The sequence below is a fragment of the Nocardia sp. NPDC060255 genome (assembly GCF_042727395.1).
Taxonomy (GTDB): Bacteria; Actinomycetota; Actinomycetes; order Mycobacteriales; family Mycobacteriaceae; genus Nocardia.
In genome coordinates this window covers 648,701-666,460 of sequence record NZ_JBHXAU010000001.1, presented here as the reverse complement: position 1 = coordinate 666,460, position 17,760 = coordinate 648,701, and the positions used below count along the sequence as shown (strand labels likewise).

Here is a 17,760-nt window from a genome sequence, read left to right as displayed (position 1 = left end):
GCGATCTGAGCACCGAGACGCAGGGTTGGTAGCACCCCTCGCTGCTCAGCGGCTGACAGTCTTCTTGTACTGCCCGACCGCCAACGGCACGAAGATCACCATGATCACCACCACCCAGATCAGCGTGGTCACTTCGGGATGCAGCAGCGACCAGGCGGTGGGCTCCGGGGCCAGGTCGCTGGTGTTGCCGAAGAGGTCGCGGGTCGCCTGGGTGAGCGCGGATACCGGGTTCCATTCGGCGATCACCCGGAGCACTGTCGGCAGCTTCTCGCTCGGCACGAAGGTATTGCCGATGAACGTCAGCGGGAACACCACGATGAAGCTGGCGTTGTTGAAGACCTCCGGTGCGCGGACCAGCAGGCCGACGAAGGCCATCACCCAGGACACCGCGTAGGCGAACAGCAAGAGCAGCACGTAGGCCAGCACCGCGTCCAGGAACGATCCGCGAATCCGCCAGCCGACCACCAGGCCGGTCAGCGACATCACCGTCAGGCTGACCACGTTGATCACCACGTCGCTGAGGGTCCGGCCGATCAGCACGGCGGACGGCGCCATCGGCAGCGACCGGAACCGATCGATGATGCCCTTCTGCATGTCCTCGGCCAGCGCGGAACCGGTGAACGACGCGCCGAACACTACGGTCTGCGCGAAGATGCCCGCGATCAAGAACTCCCGATACCCACCGGAGACGCCCGGCACGTCGATCGCCGCGCCGAAGATGTAGGCGAACAGCAGCACGAACATGATCGGCGAGAGCGTCGAGAAGATCAGCACGTCGGGTACCCGCCTGATCTTGATGACCCCGCGCTTCGCGATGGTCAGGCTGTCGCTGACCACCATCGACAGCCGGTCGCCGAGCGAGGGCCGGTCGTATACCGGAGCCGTCGTGGTCATCGCGTCTTTCCTTCCGCCGCTTCGAGTTCGCCGGCCGCGGCCCGGCCGTTGTCGTTGACCAGTTCTTCCGCCTCGTGCCCGGTGAGGGTGAGGAACACATCGTCGAGCGAGGGCCGGCGCAGGCCGACGTCATGGATTTTCACATCGTGCTCGGCGAGTTTGCCGATCGCCGCGACCAGCGCCTGCGAGCCGTCCGAGACCGGGACGATGATTCGGCGCAGCCCGGGCTCGACGTGAATCTCGCCGTCCGCCAGGTCTTTCAGCGCCCGCACCGCGGTATCGAGATTGTCGGCATGGTCCACGGTGAGCTCGATCCGGTCGCCGCCGACCATGGTCTTGAGCTCGTCGGCGGTGCCACGCGCGATCACCTTGCCGTGGTCGATCACCGCGATCGCGTCGGCCAGCCGATCGGCCTCGTCCATGTGCTGGGTGGTGAGCAGCAGCGTGGTGCCGCCCGCGACCAACTCCTCGATGACATCCCACAGGTCGAGCCTGGCCCGCGGATCCAGGCCGGTGGTCGGCTCGTCGAGGAACAGCACCGGCGGTTTGGCCACCAACGCGCCCGCCAGATCGAGTCGCCTGCGCATACCGCCGGAATACGTTTTCACCGGACGGTCGGCGGCATCGCTGAGCCGGAAACGGTCGAGCAGTTCGCGCGCTCGCTCTTTACTGCGCTGCACACCCATGTGATACAGCCGCCCGACCATTTCCAAATTCTCGAATCCGGTGAGATATTCGTCCACCGCGGCGTATTGGCCGGACGCGCCGATCCGGGAGCGCAGCGTCCGCGGATCGCGCAGCACGTCGATGCCCGCGACGGTGGCGCGACCGGAGTCGGGTATGAGCAGGGTGCTGAGCACCCGGACCGTGGTGGTCTTACCTGCGCCGTTGGGTCCGAGCAGCGCGGTGACGGTCCCCTCCGGGACCGCGAGGTCGAGTCCGTCGAGGGCGACCAGATCGCCGTAGCGTTTGACCAGTCCCTCGGCGACTATTGCGTCGGGCATGATTCTCCTGAGTCGTGAGTTTTCATGGGATGTATTTGCCCGACGCCGGTGCGCCGGCGTCGACCGAATTCGCTGGATCGGGACCAATTTCCGATACTCGAGTCAGTATTGCGCCACCCACCGACAATTTCATCCGGTTTGTGCGGTTTTTCGATCATCGGAAAGACCCGGCTCGACGGCACCGGGCGTCGTCCATTCCAGAACCTGCACGATGACTCCGTTGGGGTCGGTCACCTGGAAGAGCTTCTCGCCCCAGGGTTGTTCGATCAGTGGCAACGTGATGGGCACCCCGACGTCCCGTAGTCGCGCCTCCTCGCGCGCGGCGTCATCGACAGTGAAGGCGATTGCGACGCCCTGCGAGGGCACATGCCGTTGCTCCGCGGGTAGTACCGCCAGACCGAGCTCGTGCACCGCGATGCCCAGCGGCGCTTGCGGATGGGTCAGCGACACGAAACCGTCGGCCGCGATTGCCTCGGTGTAGCCGAAGTGATCGACCAGGAATCGTTGCGTGGCGGCGATATCGGCCACGGTCAGGGACAGGGTGCAGGCGTTGATGCGCAATCGCTCGATTCCTTCTGTGCAGACGTGCGACGAAGCTTTCTCTCTACAAAGTACAGAGTTTTTGGCGAGCTGCCCAGCCCCAAAAATCGGCCTCGGCTTTCCACTCCGCAACAGCCGAAAGGTCGCACCTCGATCCAGGCGGTGCTCGGGGGTGCCGGATCGAAGTGCGACCGGTTCGATACTCCCGTGCGACACCGGGCCGGGTCGCGGGTAGCCGACTACCCGATTCCCGGCCGCTCGGTACTCGCGCCCGGGCGCGCCGACACGAAAGCGGCCGAGCGCCTTGGTCGCTCGGCCGATGCGACTCGCCTCGACCCCGGTGAACACGAACACATGTTCGCACCGGGGTACGACAGATTTCGGCACCGCGGACGCGCCCGCGCAGACGACACGCGGCGCCTTTTCTCACCCGCCGCGGCGAACCGCACATATCCGACAGCGATCCTCACCACACAGCGACCGGTCGGCATGTTTTCGAGTGCTCTCGATACCCTCGGCCAAATCCAGCCGAGACTAGGTATCAACCTGCGTAACAGCGGTTTTGGCAAACACCAGGCCACCATCGAACAGTGGCCCGCAGGGGTGGCCGGAGTACCCAAAACGACCCCGATCTAGCAGAAAGTAAGCCCACCCAAAAAATCTTCGAAAAGTGGCCCTCCCCACGCGCACACAATCGCGGATCATCGCGTAGGATCATTCAAGTCGGCCCCTCCCCCCCGGGCCGACCTTACGCGGGCCTCGGCTAACTCCCCCCCTTCGCCGAGGCCCGCTCCCCATTTCTGGAGCAGGTCAGACCGCCGGATCGGCGTCGGATCGCACCGATCGCCAGGCCGTAGCCAGCCGCTGCTCGCGTACCCGCCCGGCGATCGCGAGCAGCGGACGGTCCCGCTCCCACCGTTGCCTGGTTACCGAATCCACGGACGCCCACAGGGAATCCAGCTCCGCCAGCAACCGGCCGAAGTATTCGAACGCGCCACCCAGCGCGACATGGACGCCCGGCGAACTCGGGGCATCGATGTCGAGTCCGCGCACCGCGGCCACCGCAGTGAGTAGCTGCTGCAGCACCGACTGCGACCAGCCCGACGCACGCGCCACCCGAATCAGCCAGCCGAGCGCCGCCGCGAGCACGTGCACGTCCTCGATCGTGCGGAACGGCTTGAGGTAGTCCAGGTAGCCGTCGCCCGGTAACACCACTGCCGCAACATCTGTCAGCGTCACCATGGCGTGCGGGATCTCCGGCGCGAACGGAGTGGCCGGCAGATTCGTCACGCGCACCCCGGCCTCGCGGACGTCGACCATGGTGGCGCGCAACCGATTCCGGCCGTCCGCGTCGGTGCCGACACTGGCGAGCACCACCAGCCGGTGCGCCAGCATACCCAGCGTGGCAAAGGTTTTGGTGCCGTTGAGCCGGGCGCTGCCCAGCTCTTCGGTCAGCGTGGTCTCGATCGCCGACGGATGCCCGCCGCCCGCCTCGGTCGCACACAACGCGACCAGCTCGTCGGGCGACAGATCGGGAATCAGCGCGCGCAACGCCTCCTGATATCCGGACAGGAACGCGTAACCGAGCCGGTCGGCGCCGAATCCGGCGGCCAGCGCGACATCGACCGGCTTGTCGAATCGGTTCGCGGCCACCCGATGTCGCGTCCAGGCCGCGGCGATATCGTCGAGCGGGGTCGCCGGGATGGGTTCGGTCAGCAGGAAATCGAGCACAGAGTCCACTCCTGCACGGTAACCGGCGCCGCGGTCCGCCCGGCTATCCGTCACACGGCAATGCGCGCGGCTCCTGGCCGCGCCTGCGGGCTGGTCTGCCGAGACAACCGCCGAACCCACCGCCGGAGCTCGGGCGCGTCGGTCCACTCGTCGTGGCGTCGGTGATCACCCGGCAACCCACGGCGCTGCGGATGCGCGATTCGCCGGCGAGCGGTAACACTGAAGGAGTCACATCCGCTACGAAAGGAGCCTGACCTGTGCCAAAACCGGATGAAGCACGCAAAAAGGCACTTTTCGACAATGAGGCCAGGTTGTCTTGGGTACTGGCCGGATTGGCCGGGTTGATCGGCGCGGCCGCGTTCATGCATACCGCTGGCTACTTCGTCACGTTCATGACCGGCAACACCGAGCGCGCCATCCTCGGCCACTTCCACAACCAGAACGACACCGCGGGCGCGGCGGCCGGGTTGCTCGCGTCGTTCGTCGGCGGCGTAGTGGTCGCCTCCTGGTGCCGCAGGCGCTACTGGTCCGGGCATCCACACGGGCCGACCCTGCTCACCACGATGAGCCTGGCCACCGCGTCGATCATCGACATCGTGCGATTCCAGAACCCGGAAACCGCATCCATCGACTTCGTGCCGATCCTGTTCGTCGCCTTCGGCGTCGGCGCACTGAACACCTCGTTCGTGAAAGACGGCGAGGTGTCCGTGCCGCTGAGCTACGTCACCGGCACCTTGGTGAAGCTGGCCCAGGGCATCGAACGCCACATGAGCGGCGGCGATTACGCGGACTGGCTCGGCTACTTCCTGCTCTACCTGAGCTTCGCGCTGGGCGCCCTGCTCGGCGGGCTGCTCAGCCTGCTCGTCGCCGGGTGGGCCATGCTCATCACCGCCACGGTCGTCTGCCTGATCGTGACCGGCTACACCTACCTGCATCTCGATCGGCACGGACCGCTGTCCACCGACTGACTCCGTGCACTCGTCGGTCGCGCCGGTTACGGTGGCCGCGTGGAGGAGAATTTCGGGACCGACGCCGACCAATTCGCAGCGCTCGTCCTGCACCAACTGACCGTGATCGGCGAGCACGACGCGCAGTACCACCCGGCCGACTTCAAGATCATCGTCGGCAGCCTGGACCTGTACCTGAGCAATATCTTTCGGGAGACCGCGCAACTCCCGGCCGCCGAACGGGACGGGCGCATCGCCAACTTCGTCGCCAGCATCAAGGATGACGACGGCCCCGACACCTGGCCCGAGGTCCGCGCCATGCTGCGACCGATCCTGCGCCCCAACACCTTCGGGATCAGCTCGCCGGTCGACGGCATGCGGCCGATCACCCGCCCCGCCTTCCCGTTCCTGGACGAGTTGGTCGCGGTCGATCGACCCCACTCCCGCTCGATCGTCTCCACCGCGACTTTGCGGGACTGGGGCGTCAGCGCCGACGAAGTCTTCGCCGCCGCCCGCGAAAACCTCACCGCCCTGGTCGGTTCCACCGGATACCAGGGTTCGGGCCTCATCCGCTTCGCCGACAACGGCGACGGCTACTGCACCTCCTGGCCCCTGGTCCCCGGCTGGCTGGCAGGCTCCGGCGACGGCACCCACCGCCCCCTCGCCTTCATCCCCGACGTAGACACCCTCATCATCGCCCCCGACCTAGACGACCTGACCCCCCTCTTCGAACAGGTCGAACAGCAATACCGAGAAGCCGTCCGCCCCATCTCCCCCCAGGCCTACACGGTCGACGACAACGGCACCGTCATCCCCCTCGACCAATCCCCCGACCACCGCCACCGCGCCCTAGCCCTACGCGCCCGATGTGGTTTGGCCATAACCGAATACGGCGCCCAGTCCGCAGCCCTCGAGGAAGCCGCAGACCGCCACCTCGCCTACCCCGACCACGAAAACCTGGCCCCCGCCTTCGCCGGCTCGCTCCTCTACGCATCCGCCGACACCGGCCCCTACACCGCCACCCTCTGGGCAAAAGACGTCGAATACCTCCTCCCCGAGGCCGACCGAATCATCTTCTGCACCGAAGAAAACGGCGAAATGACCACCCTCTTCGAAGCCCCCTTCACCGCAGTAGCCGAAATCACCGGCCTAACCCCCATCCCCAACATGACCCCCCGCCGCTACGAAGCCCGCCACTGGCCCACCCCAGAAACCCTCGCCCGCCTAGAAGCAACAGCAATCCCCCACTGAACCAACAAAGCACCCCACCAGCCCACCCCCGAGAAAAGCTGGGGCACCGAATCTTTCACCTCACCCCCAAACAACCCCACCGCTCCACGTGAAACAACTAGACGAGCGAAATCCAACACCAGGCAACTACACGTCAAGTGGCAGACCGACTCGAATAGTTCACCTGCGAAGGGGGTCCGGGGGGCGAAGCCCCGCCGGGTGGGGTGTGGGGGCTCCGCCCCCACAAGATACGAACGAAACGAGCCCGGCACGCGCTTTTTGCGTGCCGGGCTCGTTCACGAGTGGAGTGGAGCCTAGGGGAATCGAACCCCTAACCCCTGCCTTGCAAAGGCAGTGCTCTGCCAATTGAGCTAAGGCCCCGTGTCAGCGGGTGGTGACCTCGTGCCACATGTCCGCCTCGTTGCGCTGGCGGAGCTTGGAGATGCCGATGAGAACCGCGATCACGGCGCCTACCGTGACAAGAAACTTCATGGTTCCCACCCTACTGTCGTGTTCGGGAGTGGGCCTAGGAGGACTTGAACCTCCGACCTCTTCGTTATCAGCGAAGCGCTCTAACCGCCTGAGCTATAGGCCCGTATGGCTCTTGTGTTCTTCCACCTGAGCCGAGGCTAGAGATTACCCGACCTTTCGCACTACCTCCAAAACGGCTGGTAGCAGGGCTGCTGTCGGGCTCGCGGTGGCTGTCGGCGGGGTGTGCGTGCGGATCATCGAAAACGGCCGGCATCGTCCCGTGGAGGGGGACGAGGCCGGCCGTTGGGTGTTCGAAGTTCTAGTCGGGGTCGGCGAGGGTCACCTGGATGCCGCCGACGAGATCGCAGCACTGGTTGTAGATGAACGTGCCGACGGTGCCGAGCGCGGTGAACAGCACCACGTTGATCAGCCCGATGACGCCCGCGTACCCGAAGACGGTGCCTGCGTCGATGAGGCCGACCGACCCGCTGTCCTGGGACACCATGTCGGTGAAGGTGTTGTTCAACCGTTCCCACACGCCCATGCCCTCGAGCACGATGTAGAGCAGGCCGACGGCGAGCATCCAGACGAAGAACATGGCGACGCTGATGACGAGCGAGATCTTCAGCGTCGACCACGGGTCGATCCGGCGGATCTGCACGGTGGCCCGCAGCGGCTCGCCGGTGGCGACGGCCGCGGCGACCGCGACCGGCACCGCGGGCGAGATGGGTGTCTGCGGGCCGGTGTGCTCGGCCGACGGCGGCAGCGGATGCCGGATCTCGGAGAGGTCCGGCATGTCCTTGATCAGCTCGGGCCGGGCGATGCTGCGGGTCGGTCCGTCGATGCCGACGGACTTCACCATGGCGGCTTCCTTGCGGGCCGCCTTGGCCGCGAGGTCGGCGGTGGTGCGCGCGTTGGTCACGCCACCGCCGAGGCCGCCGCCGCCACCGCCCTGGGCGCCTGCGCCGGTCGGGCGTCCGGTGACCGGCGCCTGACCGGGCCGGTACAGGTTGGACTGTGGTTCCCGCTGCGGCAGTTGTGCCCAGCCGTCCTGGAACGGCGATTGGCCACCACCGTTGCCACCGGACTGATCCCCCGACTCGGGTGCGCCGGGCTCTGAGTTGTTCATGCGGACAGTCTGATCGAACGGATCTTGCCCGGTGTGACCGGGAGCCTGCTCCGACCCCTTCGGCTGGCCCGCGAAATCGCCTTGCTTGTCTTGCATTTCGCGTTGCTGCCCGCCCTGCTGGCCACCACCGGTCTGCGCACCACCCGGCTGGCCACCGTGCTGCTGGCCGGGTGCGGACTGCGCACCACCCGATTGGCCGCCGTTCGGCTGGCCGCCACCTGGCTGGCCGTTATCGGCCGACGAGCCCGGCCGCGGGATGGGCCGCGGCGGAATCGGGGACGGTGCGATCCGCTCGGTCACACCGTTCGTCTGGTGCCGCTCGTCATTCGGCTGATTCGGAGTGGTCAATGGGAATCCTTAGATCCGTTCGTTGCCGCCGCTGTTGGGTTACTACTCGGAGGAACCGGTGTCGCTGTCTTCACCGGCGAGCAGGTCGGGATCGGGCTCGTCGGCATTGCGCGCGATAGCAAGCAACGTATCGCCCTCGCCGAGGTTCATCAATCGCACGCCCTTGGTCTGTCGTCCAGCCTTGCGAACCTGCTTCGCCACCGTCCGGATGACACCACCACCGGATGTGATCGCATACAACTCATCCTCGTCCTCGACGATGAGCGCACCGACAAGGGTGCCACGCTTGGGGTCGTACTGGACGGTCAATACGCCTTTACCGCCCCGGCCCTGTGCCGTGTACTCCTCGATCGCAGTCCGCTTAGCGTAACCGCCCGCGGTGGCCACCAGCAGATATGTATCCGGGCGCACAACGTTCAGCGACAAGAGTTCATCCGAGGCGTTGAACCGCATGCCCTGCACGCCGGAGGTGGCGCGGCCCATCGGTCGCAGCGCCTCGTCGGTCGCGGAGAACCGGATCGACTGGCCCAGCGCCGAGACCAGCAGCAGGTCGTCCTCAGACGAGCACAGCACGGCGCCGACCAATTCGTCCTCGTCGCGCAGGTTCACCGCGACGATGCCGCCGGTGCGGTTGGAGTCGAAATCGGTCAGCTTCGACTTCTTCACGAGGCCATTCTTGGTGGCGAGCACCAGGTATGGGGAGTCTTCGTAAGATTTCAGCTGAATGATCTGGGCGATCTTCTCGTCCGGCTGGAAGGCGAGCAGGTTGGCCACGTGCTGACCGCGGGCGGTGCGGCTGGCCTCGGGCAGCTCGTAGGCCTTGGCGCGGTAGACCCGGCCCTTGTTCGTGAAGAACAGCAGCCAGTCGTGCGTCGACGAGATGAAGAAGTGCTTGACCAGGTCGTCCTGCTTGAGCCCGGCGCCCTGCACGCCCTTGCCGCCGCGCTTCTGGCTGCGGTAGAGGTCGGTCTTGGTGCGCTTGGCGTAGCCGGTCTCGGTGATGGTGACGACCACGTCCTCGCGGGCGATCAGGTCCTCGTCGGCCACGTCGCCGTCGGCGGCGATGATCCGGGTGCGCCGGTCGTCGCCGTACTTCTCGACGATCTCGGCCAGCTCGTCGCGCACGATGGCACGCTGGCGCTCCGGCTTTTCGAGGATGTCCTTCAAGTCGGCGATTTCGAGTTCGATCTTGGCCAACTCGTCGACGATCTTCTGCCGCTCCAACGCCGAGAGACGACGCAGCTGCATGTCGAGGATCGCGGTCGCCTGGATCTCGTCGATGTCGAGCATCTGCATCAGGCCGGTGCGCGCGGTGTCGGTGTTGGCCGAGCGCCGGATCAACGCGATGACCTCGTCGAGCGCGTCGAGCGCCTTGACCAGGCCGCGCAGGATGTGGGCCCGCTCCTCGGCCTTGCGCAGCAAGTACTTGGTGCGCCGGACGATGACGTCCAACTGGTGCTTGACGTAGTGCCGGATCATCTGGTCGAGCCGCAGGGTGCGCGGCACGCCGTCGACGATCGAGAGCATGTTGCAGCCGAAGCTGGTCTGCAGCTGGGTGTGCTTGTACAGGTTGTTCAGCACGACCTTGGCGACGGCGTCCCGCTTGACGGTGACGACGATCCGCATGCCCGCGCGGTCCGAGGACTCGTCGTGGATGTCGGAGATGCCCGCGATCTTGCCGTCGCGCACCTGCTCGGCGATCGCGTTGATGAAGTTGTCCGTGTTGACCTGGTAGGGCAGCTCGGTGATGACCAGCGTGGTGCGGCCCTTGTTGTCTTCCTCGATCTCGACCACACCGCGCATCCGCACCGAGCCGCGGCCGGTGGAGTAGGCGTCGAGGATGCCCTGGCCGCCGACGATGAGGCCGTAGGTCGGGAAGTCCGGCCCCTTGACCCGCTCGATACAGGCCGCGAGGGTCGACTCTTCGTCGGCGTCGAAGTTGTCCAGCGCCCAGTAGATCGCCTCGGCCAGCTCGCGCAGGTTGTGCGGCGGAATGTTGGTCGCCATGCCGACCGCGATGCCGTTGCTGCCGTTCATCAGCAGCGCGGGCACCCGGCTCGGCAGCACGGTCGGTTCCTGCGAACGACCGTCGTAGTTCGGCACGAAATCGACCGTCTCGTGGTCGATCTCGCGCAGCATCTCCATCGCGAGCGGCGTGAGCCTGCACTCGGTGTATCGCATGGCGGCCGCGCCGTCGTTGCCGCGGGAACCGAAGTTGCCCTGGCCGTCGACCAGCGGATAACGCAGCGACCACGGCTGCGCCATGCGCACGAGGGTGTCGTAGATCGAGCTGTCGCCGTGCGGGTGGTAGTTACCCATGGTCTCGGCGACCGGGCGGGCGGACTTCACATAGCCGCGATCGGGCCGATACCCGTTGTCGTACATGGCATACAGCACGCGCCGGTGCACCGGCTTGAGGCCGTCGCGCACCTCGGGCAGCGCGCGGCCGACGATCACGCTCATCGCGTAATCGATGTAGCTGTTCTGCATTTCCTGCTGGATGTCGACCGGGTCGATCCGGTCGCCGCCGGCGCCTCCGTACGGAGGCAGCGTCGTGTCGGTCATGAAGTCTCCTTAGCGGGCGGTGCGGTTGCGGTGAGGTGACACGCGCACCGGCTTATACGTCGAGGAAGCGAACGTCCTTGGCATTACGGGTGATAAAGCTGCGGCGGGCCTCTACGTCCTCGCCCATCAGCACGCTGAACAACTCGTCGGCCGCGGCCGCGTCGTCCAGGGTGACCAGCTTGAGCACGCGCACCGAGGGGTCCATCGTGGTCTCCCACAGTTCCTTGGCGTTCATCTCGCCGAGACCTTTGTAGCGCTGGACGCCGTCTTCCTTGTTGATCTTCTTGCCGGAGGCCAGACCGGCCTCGAGCAGACCGTCGCGTTCGCGGTCGGAGTAGGCGAACTCCGGATCGCTGCGCTGCCACTTGAGCTTGTACAGCGGCGGCTGGGCCAGATACACGTGCCCCTGTTCGACCAGCGGGCGCATGAACCGGAACAGCAGCGTCAACAGCAGCGTCGCGATGTGCTGGCCGTCGACGTCGGCGTCGGCCATCAGCACGATCTTGTGATAGCGCAGCTTGGCGATATCGAACTCGTCGTGGATGCCGGTGCCGAACGCGGTGATGATCGACTGGACTTCGTTGTTCTTGAGCACGCGGTCGATGCGCGCCTTCTCGACGTTGATGATCTTTCCGCGCAGCGGCAGGATCGCCTGGTACATCGAGTCGCGGCCGGACTTGGCCGAACCACCGGCGGAGTCGCCCTCGACGATGTAAATCTCGGACTTGCTCGGATCCTTGGACCGGCAGTCGGCCAGCTTGCCCGGGAGGCCGCCGAGGTCGGTCGCGCTCTTGCGGCGCACCAACTCCCTGGCCTTACGGGCGGCGACCCGCGCCTGCGCCGAGGAGACCGCCTTGTTCACGATCGTCTTCGCGTCGGCCGGGTTGGCCTCGAACCAGTGCGAGAGGTGCTCGTTGCACGCCTTCTGCACGAACGACTTGACCTCGGTGTTGCCGAGTTTGGTCTTGGTCTGGCCCTCGAACTGCGGCTCGGAGACCTTCACGCTGACGATGGCGGCCAGGCCCTCACGGATGTCGTCACCGGTGAGGTTGCCGTCTTTTTCCTTGAGGAGCTTCTTGTCCTTGGCGTACTTGTTGACCACGGTGGTCAGCGCCGCGCGGAAGCCCTCTTCGTGGGTGCCGCCCTCGTGGGTGTTGATGGTGTTGGCGAAGGTGTGCACCGACTCGGAGTAGCCGGAGTTCCACTGCATCGCGACCTCGAGCTCGTGGCCGGTGCCCTTGCCGGTGAAGCCGACGACCGAGTTGTGGATCGGCTGCTTGGTCCGGTTGATGTGGCGGACGAAGTCCTCCAGACCACCCGGGTAGTGGTAGGTGCGCTTCTTCACCTTGTGCTCGACCGGCGCGGCGACGTCTTCGGTCTCGGCGTGCTTGGGCGCGTCGGCCGTCTCGCTGACCACATCGTCGGTGATCTCGGCGTCGGTGACGCGCTCGTCGGTGAGGGTGATGGTGAGTCCCTTGTTCAGGAACGCCATCTCCTGCAGCCGCCGGGCCACCGTCTCGAAGTTGTAGGTGGTGGTCTCGAAGATGTTCGGGTCGGCCCAGAAGCGGATCGTGGTGCCGGTCTTCTTGGACGGGTCACCCTGGAGCAGCTTGCCGGGGACCGAATCCTTGTACGTCTGGGTCCAGTGGAAGCCGTCGCGGTCGATCTCCGCCTCGAGCTGGGAGGACAGCGCGTTCACCACGGAGATGCCGACGCCGTGCAGACCACCGGACACCGCGTAGGAGTCGGAGTCGAACTTGCCGCCCGCGTGCAGCTGGGTCATGACCACTTCGATGGTCGGGACGCCCTGCGCGTGCATGGCCACCGGAATGCCTCGGCCGTCGTCGACCACCTCGACGCCGCCGTCGGCGAGGAGGGTGACCTCGACCTTGGATGCGTACCCGGCCATCGCCTCGTCGACGGAGTTGTCGACGACCTCCCAGATCAGGTGGTGCAGGCCACGCTCACCGGTGGAACCGATGTACATGCCGGGACGCTTGCGGACCGCCTCGAGTCCCTCGAGGACCGTGATGGACGAGGCGCCGTAATCCGCCTTGCCCGAGGTAGCGTTGGTCGAGCCCGATGCGTTGGAGTCGTTGGCAGCCACTGGTCGGTAGCTCTCCTTACTTGCTGATCCTCCTGGCGAGGCACTGCACAGCACGCGTTGGTCCCTGGCCATGACTGCTCGAGAAATACAGGGCCACGCGGGCTGTACGGGACGCACCGAAGGTGATCGCCGCTAGTTACGTCACCATCCTACTGGTACACCCAACCTACAGTGCACCTACGACACCCCTGACGGCTCCGTGAATGCGAGAAATCGGATTGTCGCGAGTCTGTTCCGCCCTTCGGGACTTTAACCCGCCTCTGGGAGGATTCGGGCGGTGCGGACCGAGGGGCTGTCCGGGCGGCCTGCGGCCACCGGGCGGTATGCCGGTATTTCGGGGCTGTCGGGCGTAGCCGACAAGTTACCAAGAGCGCCTGCGAGATCATGTGCGTTGCCCGCTCTCGACGGCGGATCAGTCTCCGAACAGGGCCGGAGATCAAATATCAGTGGCGCGGCGAGGTCGCGAGGGATTCGGCCGTCGTCGAGAGCAGGCCGGCACGGTGCTGCCGGAAAGGTTCAGCTATTACTGCTCGGCCGAAATCGGTTGGCACACCGAGCTATACCGATGCGCGGTTTCACGTGGAACGCGTCGGCTTACCCGTAGGTATCGCGCGGTCCACGGCCTCGGACGTGACGTTCGCCCTTGCGCCAGCTGGGTGCCGCCGGGCCGGTGATCTTCAGCGAGGTCACCACACCGGGTCCGACCGCGGCGTTGATCTTCGCCAGGATCTGGCTCTGCAGCATCCGCAATTGGGTTGCCCACGCGGTGGATTCGGCCGCGATGCTGAGCACGTTGTCCTTCAGGGTCAGCGGGGTGGCATGCGAGGCGATGTCCTCGCCGACGACGCCGGCCCAGCGACCGAACACCATTCCCTCGGCGACCTTGGTGGACCAGCCGCGATTCTTGGCGAGCGAGCCGGTCAGCTTGCCGAACAGTTGGGGATCACGCGGATCCGGCCCGGCGCCCGACCAACCGCTGCGCCGACGCGCCCCTGTTCGCAACTTGCGCTGCGGGGACGATCGCCCCTGTCCGACGGACTTGCCACTTGCCTTGGCCGCCGCGCGGGCCTCTTCGAGCGCCCGCCTGGCCAGATCGACACCGCGCAACTCCGGCTCTTGCCCTGCCGGTTCGGCGCCATTTTGCTCGGTCACCAGGCTCCTCTCGTGTCGCGCGGCCAGACGGTCACTCTACGACAGGGCACCGACAAAACAGCCGCCTCGGGCGACGTGACGGACGCAGCAGTTCTCCACAGGACCTGTTGATAACCATGCTTTTCTGTGCATACGTCATAGTGCGAATGTCACGGAGCCGGCGTGACAGGCTCGGCGATCCGCGAGGTCCGGCCGTCCGGGCCGCCGCTGGTTTCCACCCGCAGCGGCACGGCGGCGAGCTCGGCGGGCACATCCTCCGGGACCGCCGCGGTGATCAACACCTGTTCGGCACCCGCCGCGACGGCGGCGAGCGCGGTGCGACGGCGGCGGTCGAGTTCGGCGAAGACATCGTCGAGCAGCAGCACGGGTTCGGATCCGGTGGCACGCAGCAACTCGAACGCGCCCAGGCGCAGCGCCAGCGCGAACGACCAGGATTCGCCGTGACTGGCGAACCCCTTGGCCGGTGCCGCGCCGAGGTTCAGCTCGAGCTCGTCGCGGTGCGGGCCGACCAGGCAGACACCGCGCTCCAGCTCCTTCGGCCGGGCCGCGGCGAGCTCGCGCAGCATGATCGCTTCCAGCGCCTCGGTGTCGTCCGGCTGGGGTTCCCTTGCGGGGTCCAGGAATTCGGGCGGCAGGGTCGAGCTGCGGTAAGCGATTGCGGCGGGACGAGATTCGGGAGCGATCGACGAATAGGCCTGGGCGAGGTACGGGTACAGGTCGTGCACCAGGCGCAGCCGGTAGGTCAGCAGCACCGAGGCGTGCGTGGCCAGGTGACCGTCCCACACGTCGAGGGTGCTCAGGTCCGCCTTCGATCTCGATTGCCGCCCAGCGGATTTCAACAAAGCCGAGCGCTGGCGCAGCACCCGGTCGTAATCGCTGCGGACGGCGGCGAGCCTGGGCAGGCGGGCTGTGCACAGCTCGTCCATGAAGCGCCGGCGCTCGCCGGGGTCGCCGCGCACCAGCGCGAGATCTTCCGGCGCGAACAGCACCGTCTGCAGGATGCCGAGTATCTCCCGTGGTCGCCGGGCCGGCGAGCGATTGATCTGCGCGCGGTTGGCGGTGCCCTGGTTCAGCTCGATGTCGATGCGCAGTTCGCGGCCGCTGTTGACGACGGACGCACCGATCCGCGCCTTCTCGGCGCCGAGCCTGATCATCGGCGCGTCGGCCGCGACCCGATGCGAGCCGAGGGTGGCCAGGTAGCCGATCGCCTCGAGCAGGTTCGTCTTGCCGTTGCCGTTCGAGCCGAGGAAAACCGTTCGGCCTGGGGATAATTCGAGTTCCGCGTGGTCCCAGGAGCGGAAGTCACGCAGCGACAGTGTTCTGATGAACATCCGCTACCTGGCCCCTACCTGCGCGAGTTCCGCCATCCCGAGTTGTGCACAACGCCTCGACGCGGACGCCGAAACCGTTGGCGCCCAACCACAGTGTGTGGATGAGCTGTGCATGAATGCTGCCGAGTTCGCCCGCCTGGCCGCCGAATCCCGCAGCGTCGCTATCGGTTTCGCGGCGACCGAGGCGATGGCCGAACTCGGCTCGCGGTCGTGCACAGTTGCTCAGCCCGGCAGCCGGACCGGCATCAGCAGGTAGGTGTACGGGCTGTCCAGGGCCGCGAACGCACCCGACTCGAGCACCTTCGGCTCGTCATCGACGGCGGGCAGCAGCACCGCGGGACGGCTCGGCGTGGTGAACCCGAACGTGACCCGGTCGGCGTGCAACGCGGACAGGCCGTCGATCAGGTAGCCGGGATTGAACGCGATGGTCAGCGATTCGCCACGGAAGTCGGCCTCCAGCCACTCCTCGGCCCGACCGGCGTCGTCACCGCCCGCGGACAGCAGCAGGCCCTCGGTGGAGAACTCCAGCCGCACCTGGGCGCCACGCTCGGCGACCAGCGCGACGCGCTTGATGGCCTCTGTCAGCACGGACACCTGGAGGGTGGCGATCGAGGTGTGTTCCTTCGGCAGCAGCTGCCGGAACTTGGGGAATTCGGCATCGAGCAGGCGCGTGGTAGTCCGGCGGCCCGCGTTCACGATGCCGAGCAGGCCGTCCGAGCCCGCACCGGTACCGAGCGAAAGCTGCACGGGCGCATCGGAAGCGCCGAGCGTCTTGGCGGCCTCGGACAGCGTCCTGGCCGGGATGAGCACCGAGGTCTCGATGGCGGCGTCGGCGGGCGACCACTCGATGTGGCGGACCGCGAGCCGGAATCGGTCGGTGGCCGCGAGCACCACCTTCGAGCCTTCGATCTCGACCCGGATGCCGGTGAGCATCGGCAGCGTGTCGTCGCGGCCCGCCGCGACGGCCACCTGGCCGACCGCATTGGCGAACACGTCGACGCTGAGCTCGCCGGTCTGCTGCGGCACCTCGGGAAGCTGGGGATAGTCCTCGACCGGCATGGTCGGCAGCGAGAACTTCGCACTGCCACAGGCGATCAGCACGCGAGTGCCGTCGACCGACACGTCCACCGGCTTGTTCGACAGCGACTTGGTGATGTCGGCGAGCAGCCTGCCGGAGACGAGTACCTCGCCGGGGCCGGCGACCTCGGCGGCGACGCGCATCTGCGCGGAGACCTCGTAGTCGAAGCCGGAGACGGTCAGCCCGCCCTCGTCGGCAACGAGCAACACGCCACCGAGCACCGGGACCGGCGGCCGGGACGGGAGGCTACGCGCCACCCAGGCAACGGATTCCGCGAAGTCCTCTCGGGCGACCCGAAACTTCATGCTTGCAAGCTCCATCGCCCGATCTGTCCTCTCCCAGTTCCGTGAGCTGTTATGCGGTGGCCGGACATTCGTCCTCCAAGCCTGTCGGCTCGTTCAACGTTGATTCGCGCAGGATGTGGATCAGCCGCCATGGAAAGTGTGGCACAGGCGACCGACACCAAACCGTACCCGCGACTTGCCCCCTGGCCTAGCCCGACCCTCCGGCGGTTCTGGATGGCCCGATGTTCGGTCATGCCGATACGTGCGCGGCAGGTGTGTACAGATCCTCCAGTCGTGGGTGGACGAGTCGCGTGATTCGCATGGACGAGCTACCCGCGCTCGGATCGATCGACTGATCGATGTCAGGCACTGCTGAGTCTGCGGACCGAAGTGTCGATCGAGGATCTGCTCCGGCTCGCCTCCTTGCCTGTGGACGGGAGCGGTTCGAGTCGTGACTCTCCTCAACCCGACTTTCCACACACCTGTTTTAAAGAAGGTTCTTCTAGGAGAAGAACTGAAGTAGTAGTAGGCACTGTGGAATCTGTGCACCGAGGCCGTATCCGCAGGTCAGCGAGCGTGGTGCCGTGGGGATGACCGCGGGGTGTCTCGAGGATGAACGAGGGGCGTCTGTGGAGTTCCGAAGTTGTCCCATATTCATCCTCGAGTGCTCCTCGAGTTGTTCCACCGAATTCACCCGGTTGTTCACACGTGTGTACCGATGCGTGGACAACTCGAGGAATCCTCGAGGACTCCACATGGACTCCTCGAGGATTCCCCAACCCTGTGACCGACTGCCGTGCTGGTCACCGCCTGTGCGCAAGAACGCCTGGGGAAGCTGGGGATAAGACCCTGTTAGCGGACGCCGCACAGTTCATCCCCACGCCTGTTAGCCATCCGGTGCACAACTCGCTGTTTACTCGAGGACTCCACAAGGATTCCTCGAGGAATC

Annotated in this window: 14 protein-coding genes and 2 tRNA genes; 3 read left to right on the top strand and 13 right to left on the bottom strand. The window is 66.2% G+C overall.

Features of this window, described 5'->3' with window-relative positions; genetic code table 11:
- Positions 1–45: 45 nt before the first annotated feature.
- The 4 genes from ACFWF1_RS03145 to ACFWF1_RS03130 form a co-directional block, all read right to left on the bottom strand.
- The gene (locus ACFWF1_RS03145; protein WP_379283149.1) at positions 46–894 is read right to left on the bottom strand and encodes an ABC transporter permease; all 849 of its coding nucleotides are present in this window, start codon (positions 892–894) and stop codon (positions 46–48) included.
- A complete protein-coding gene (locus tag ACFWF1_RS03140; RefSeq protein ID WP_379283150.1) occupies positions 891–1,898 on the bottom strand; it encodes an ATP-binding cassette domain-containing protein in 1,008 nt (335 codons plus the stop codon). Before ACFWF1_RS03140 ends, ACFWF1_RS03145 begins: the two co-directional genes overlap by 4 nt.
- A 129-nt stretch (positions 1,899–2,027) precedes the next feature.
- A complete protein-coding gene (locus ACFWF1_RS03135) occupies positions 2,028–2,459 on the bottom strand; it encodes a VOC family protein (protein WP_379283152.1) in 432 nt (143 codons plus the stop codon).
- Positions 2,460–3,248: 789 nt separating this feature from the next.
- Positions 3,249–4,178, bottom strand: a complete 930-nt coding sequence (locus tag ACFWF1_RS03130; protein WP_379283153.1) for an acyl-CoA dehydrogenase family protein — start codon at positions 4,176–4,178, stop codon at positions 3,249–3,251.
- Between the two features lie 248 nt (positions 4,179–4,426).
- Between ACFWF1_RS03130 and ACFWF1_RS03125 the strand changes: the two genes are divergently transcribed.
- Both ACFWF1_RS03125 and ACFWF1_RS03120 read left to right on the top strand, forming a co-directional pair.
- Entirely contained in the window at positions 4,427–5,137 is a 711-nt protein-coding gene (locus ACFWF1_RS03125) for a YoaK family protein (protein ID WP_379283154.1), read from the top strand.
- A gap of 39 nt (positions 5,138–5,176) precedes the next feature.
- Positions 5,177–6,367, top strand: coding sequence for a hypothetical protein (locus ACFWF1_RS03120; protein WP_379283155.1), 1,191 nt, complete (start codon positions 5,177–5,179; stop codon positions 6,365–6,367).
- Between the two features lie 287 nt (positions 6,368–6,654).
- On the opposite strand, the gene ACFWF1_RS03115 is transcribed toward ACFWF1_RS03120, so the two are convergent.
- The 8 genes from ACFWF1_RS03115 to recF form a co-directional block, all read right to left on the bottom strand.
- Positions 6,655–6,727 (bottom strand) — tRNA-Ala (locus tag ACFWF1_RS03115).
- Positions 6,728–6,730: 3 nt separating this feature from the next.
- Positions 6,731–6,838, bottom strand: a complete 108-nt coding sequence (locus ACFWF1_RS03110) for a DLW-39 family protein (RefSeq protein WP_357380124.1) — start codon at positions 6,836–6,838, stop codon at positions 6,731–6,733.
- A gap of 29 nt (positions 6,839–6,867) precedes the next feature.
- Positions 6,868–6,941: transfer RNA gene (locus ACFWF1_RS03105), tRNA-Ile, on the bottom strand.
- 195 nt (positions 6,942–7,136) lie between these two features.
- Complete coding sequence (locus tag ACFWF1_RS03100) at positions 7,137–8,294, bottom strand: DUF3566 domain-containing protein (RefSeq protein ID WP_379283156.1); 1,158 nt, start codon at positions 8,292–8,294, stop codon at positions 7,137–7,139.
- Positions 8,295–8,336: 42 nt separating this feature from the next.
- Positions 8,337–10,859 (bottom strand): DNA gyrase subunit A, encoded by a 2,523-nt coding sequence (gene gyrA / locus ACFWF1_RS03095; RefSeq protein ID WP_379283157.1) that lies wholly within the window; start codon positions 10,857–10,859, stop codon positions 8,337–8,339.
- A gap of 52 nt (positions 10,860–10,911) precedes the next feature.
- A complete protein-coding gene (gene gyrB, locus ACFWF1_RS03090) occupies positions 10,912–12,966 on the bottom strand; it encodes a DNA topoisomerase (ATP-hydrolyzing) subunit B (RefSeq protein WP_379283158.1) in 2,055 nt (684 codons plus the stop codon).
- Positions 12,967–13,560: 594 nt separating this feature from the next.
- Positions 13,561–14,118, bottom strand: coding sequence for a DUF721 family protein (locus ACFWF1_RS03085; protein WP_379283159.1), 558 nt, complete (start codon positions 14,116–14,118; stop codon positions 13,561–13,563).
- Between the two features lie 149 nt (positions 14,119–14,267).
- Positions 14,268–15,449: a DNA replication/repair protein RecF gene (recF, locus tag ACFWF1_RS03080; RefSeq protein ID WP_379283160.1), complete on the bottom strand. Its 1,182-nt coding sequence runs from the start codon at positions 15,447–15,449 to the stop codon at positions 14,268–14,270.
- Between recF and ACFWF1_RS03075 the strand changes: the two genes are divergently transcribed.
- The gene (locus ACFWF1_RS03075) at positions 15,442–15,705 is read left to right on the top strand and encodes a hypothetical protein (protein ID WP_379283162.1); all 264 of its coding nucleotides are present in this window, start codon (positions 15,442–15,444) and stop codon (positions 15,703–15,705) included. The two genes, recF and ACFWF1_RS03075, sit on opposite strands and share 8 nt — an antisense overlap.
- Here ACFWF1_RS03075 and dnaN read toward each other — a convergent pair.
- Entirely contained in the window at positions 15,672–16,847 is a 1,176-nt protein-coding gene (gene dnaN, locus ACFWF1_RS03070; protein WP_357380130.1) for a DNA polymerase III subunit beta, read from the bottom strand. The two genes, ACFWF1_RS03075 and dnaN, sit on opposite strands and share 34 nt — an antisense overlap.
- Between the last annotated feature and the right edge of the window lie 913 nt (positions 16,848–17,760).

Bases quoted from the DNA above. Each gene is read 5' to 3' on its own strand.
- ACFWF1_RS03140 (WP_379283150.1), bottom strand. From the start codon at position 1,898: ATGCCCGACGCAATAGTCGCCGAGGGACTGGTCAAACGCTACGGCGAT.
- ACFWF1_RS03110 (WP_357380124.1), bottom strand. From the start codon at position 6,838: ATGAAGTTTCTTGTCACGGTAGGCGCCGTGATCGCGGTTCTCATCGGC.
- recF (WP_379283160.1), bottom strand. From the start codon at position 15,449: ATGTTCATCAGAACACTGTCGCTGCGTGACTTCCGCTCCTGGGACCAC.
- gyrA (WP_379283157.1), bottom strand. From the start codon at position 10,859: ATGACCGACACGACGCTGCCTCCGTACGGAGGCGCCGGCGGCGACCGG.
- dnaN (WP_357380130.1), bottom strand. From the start codon at position 16,847: ATGGAGCTTGCAAGCATGAAGTTTCGGGTCGCCCGAGAGGACTTCGCG.
- ACFWF1_RS03145 (WP_379283149.1), bottom strand. From the start codon at position 894: ATGACCACGACGGCTCCGGTATACGACCGGCCCTCGCTCGGCGACCGG.
- ACFWF1_RS03075 (WP_379283162.1), top strand. From the start codon at position 15,442: ATGAACATCCGCTACCTGGCCCCTACCTGCGCGAGTTCCGCCATCCCG.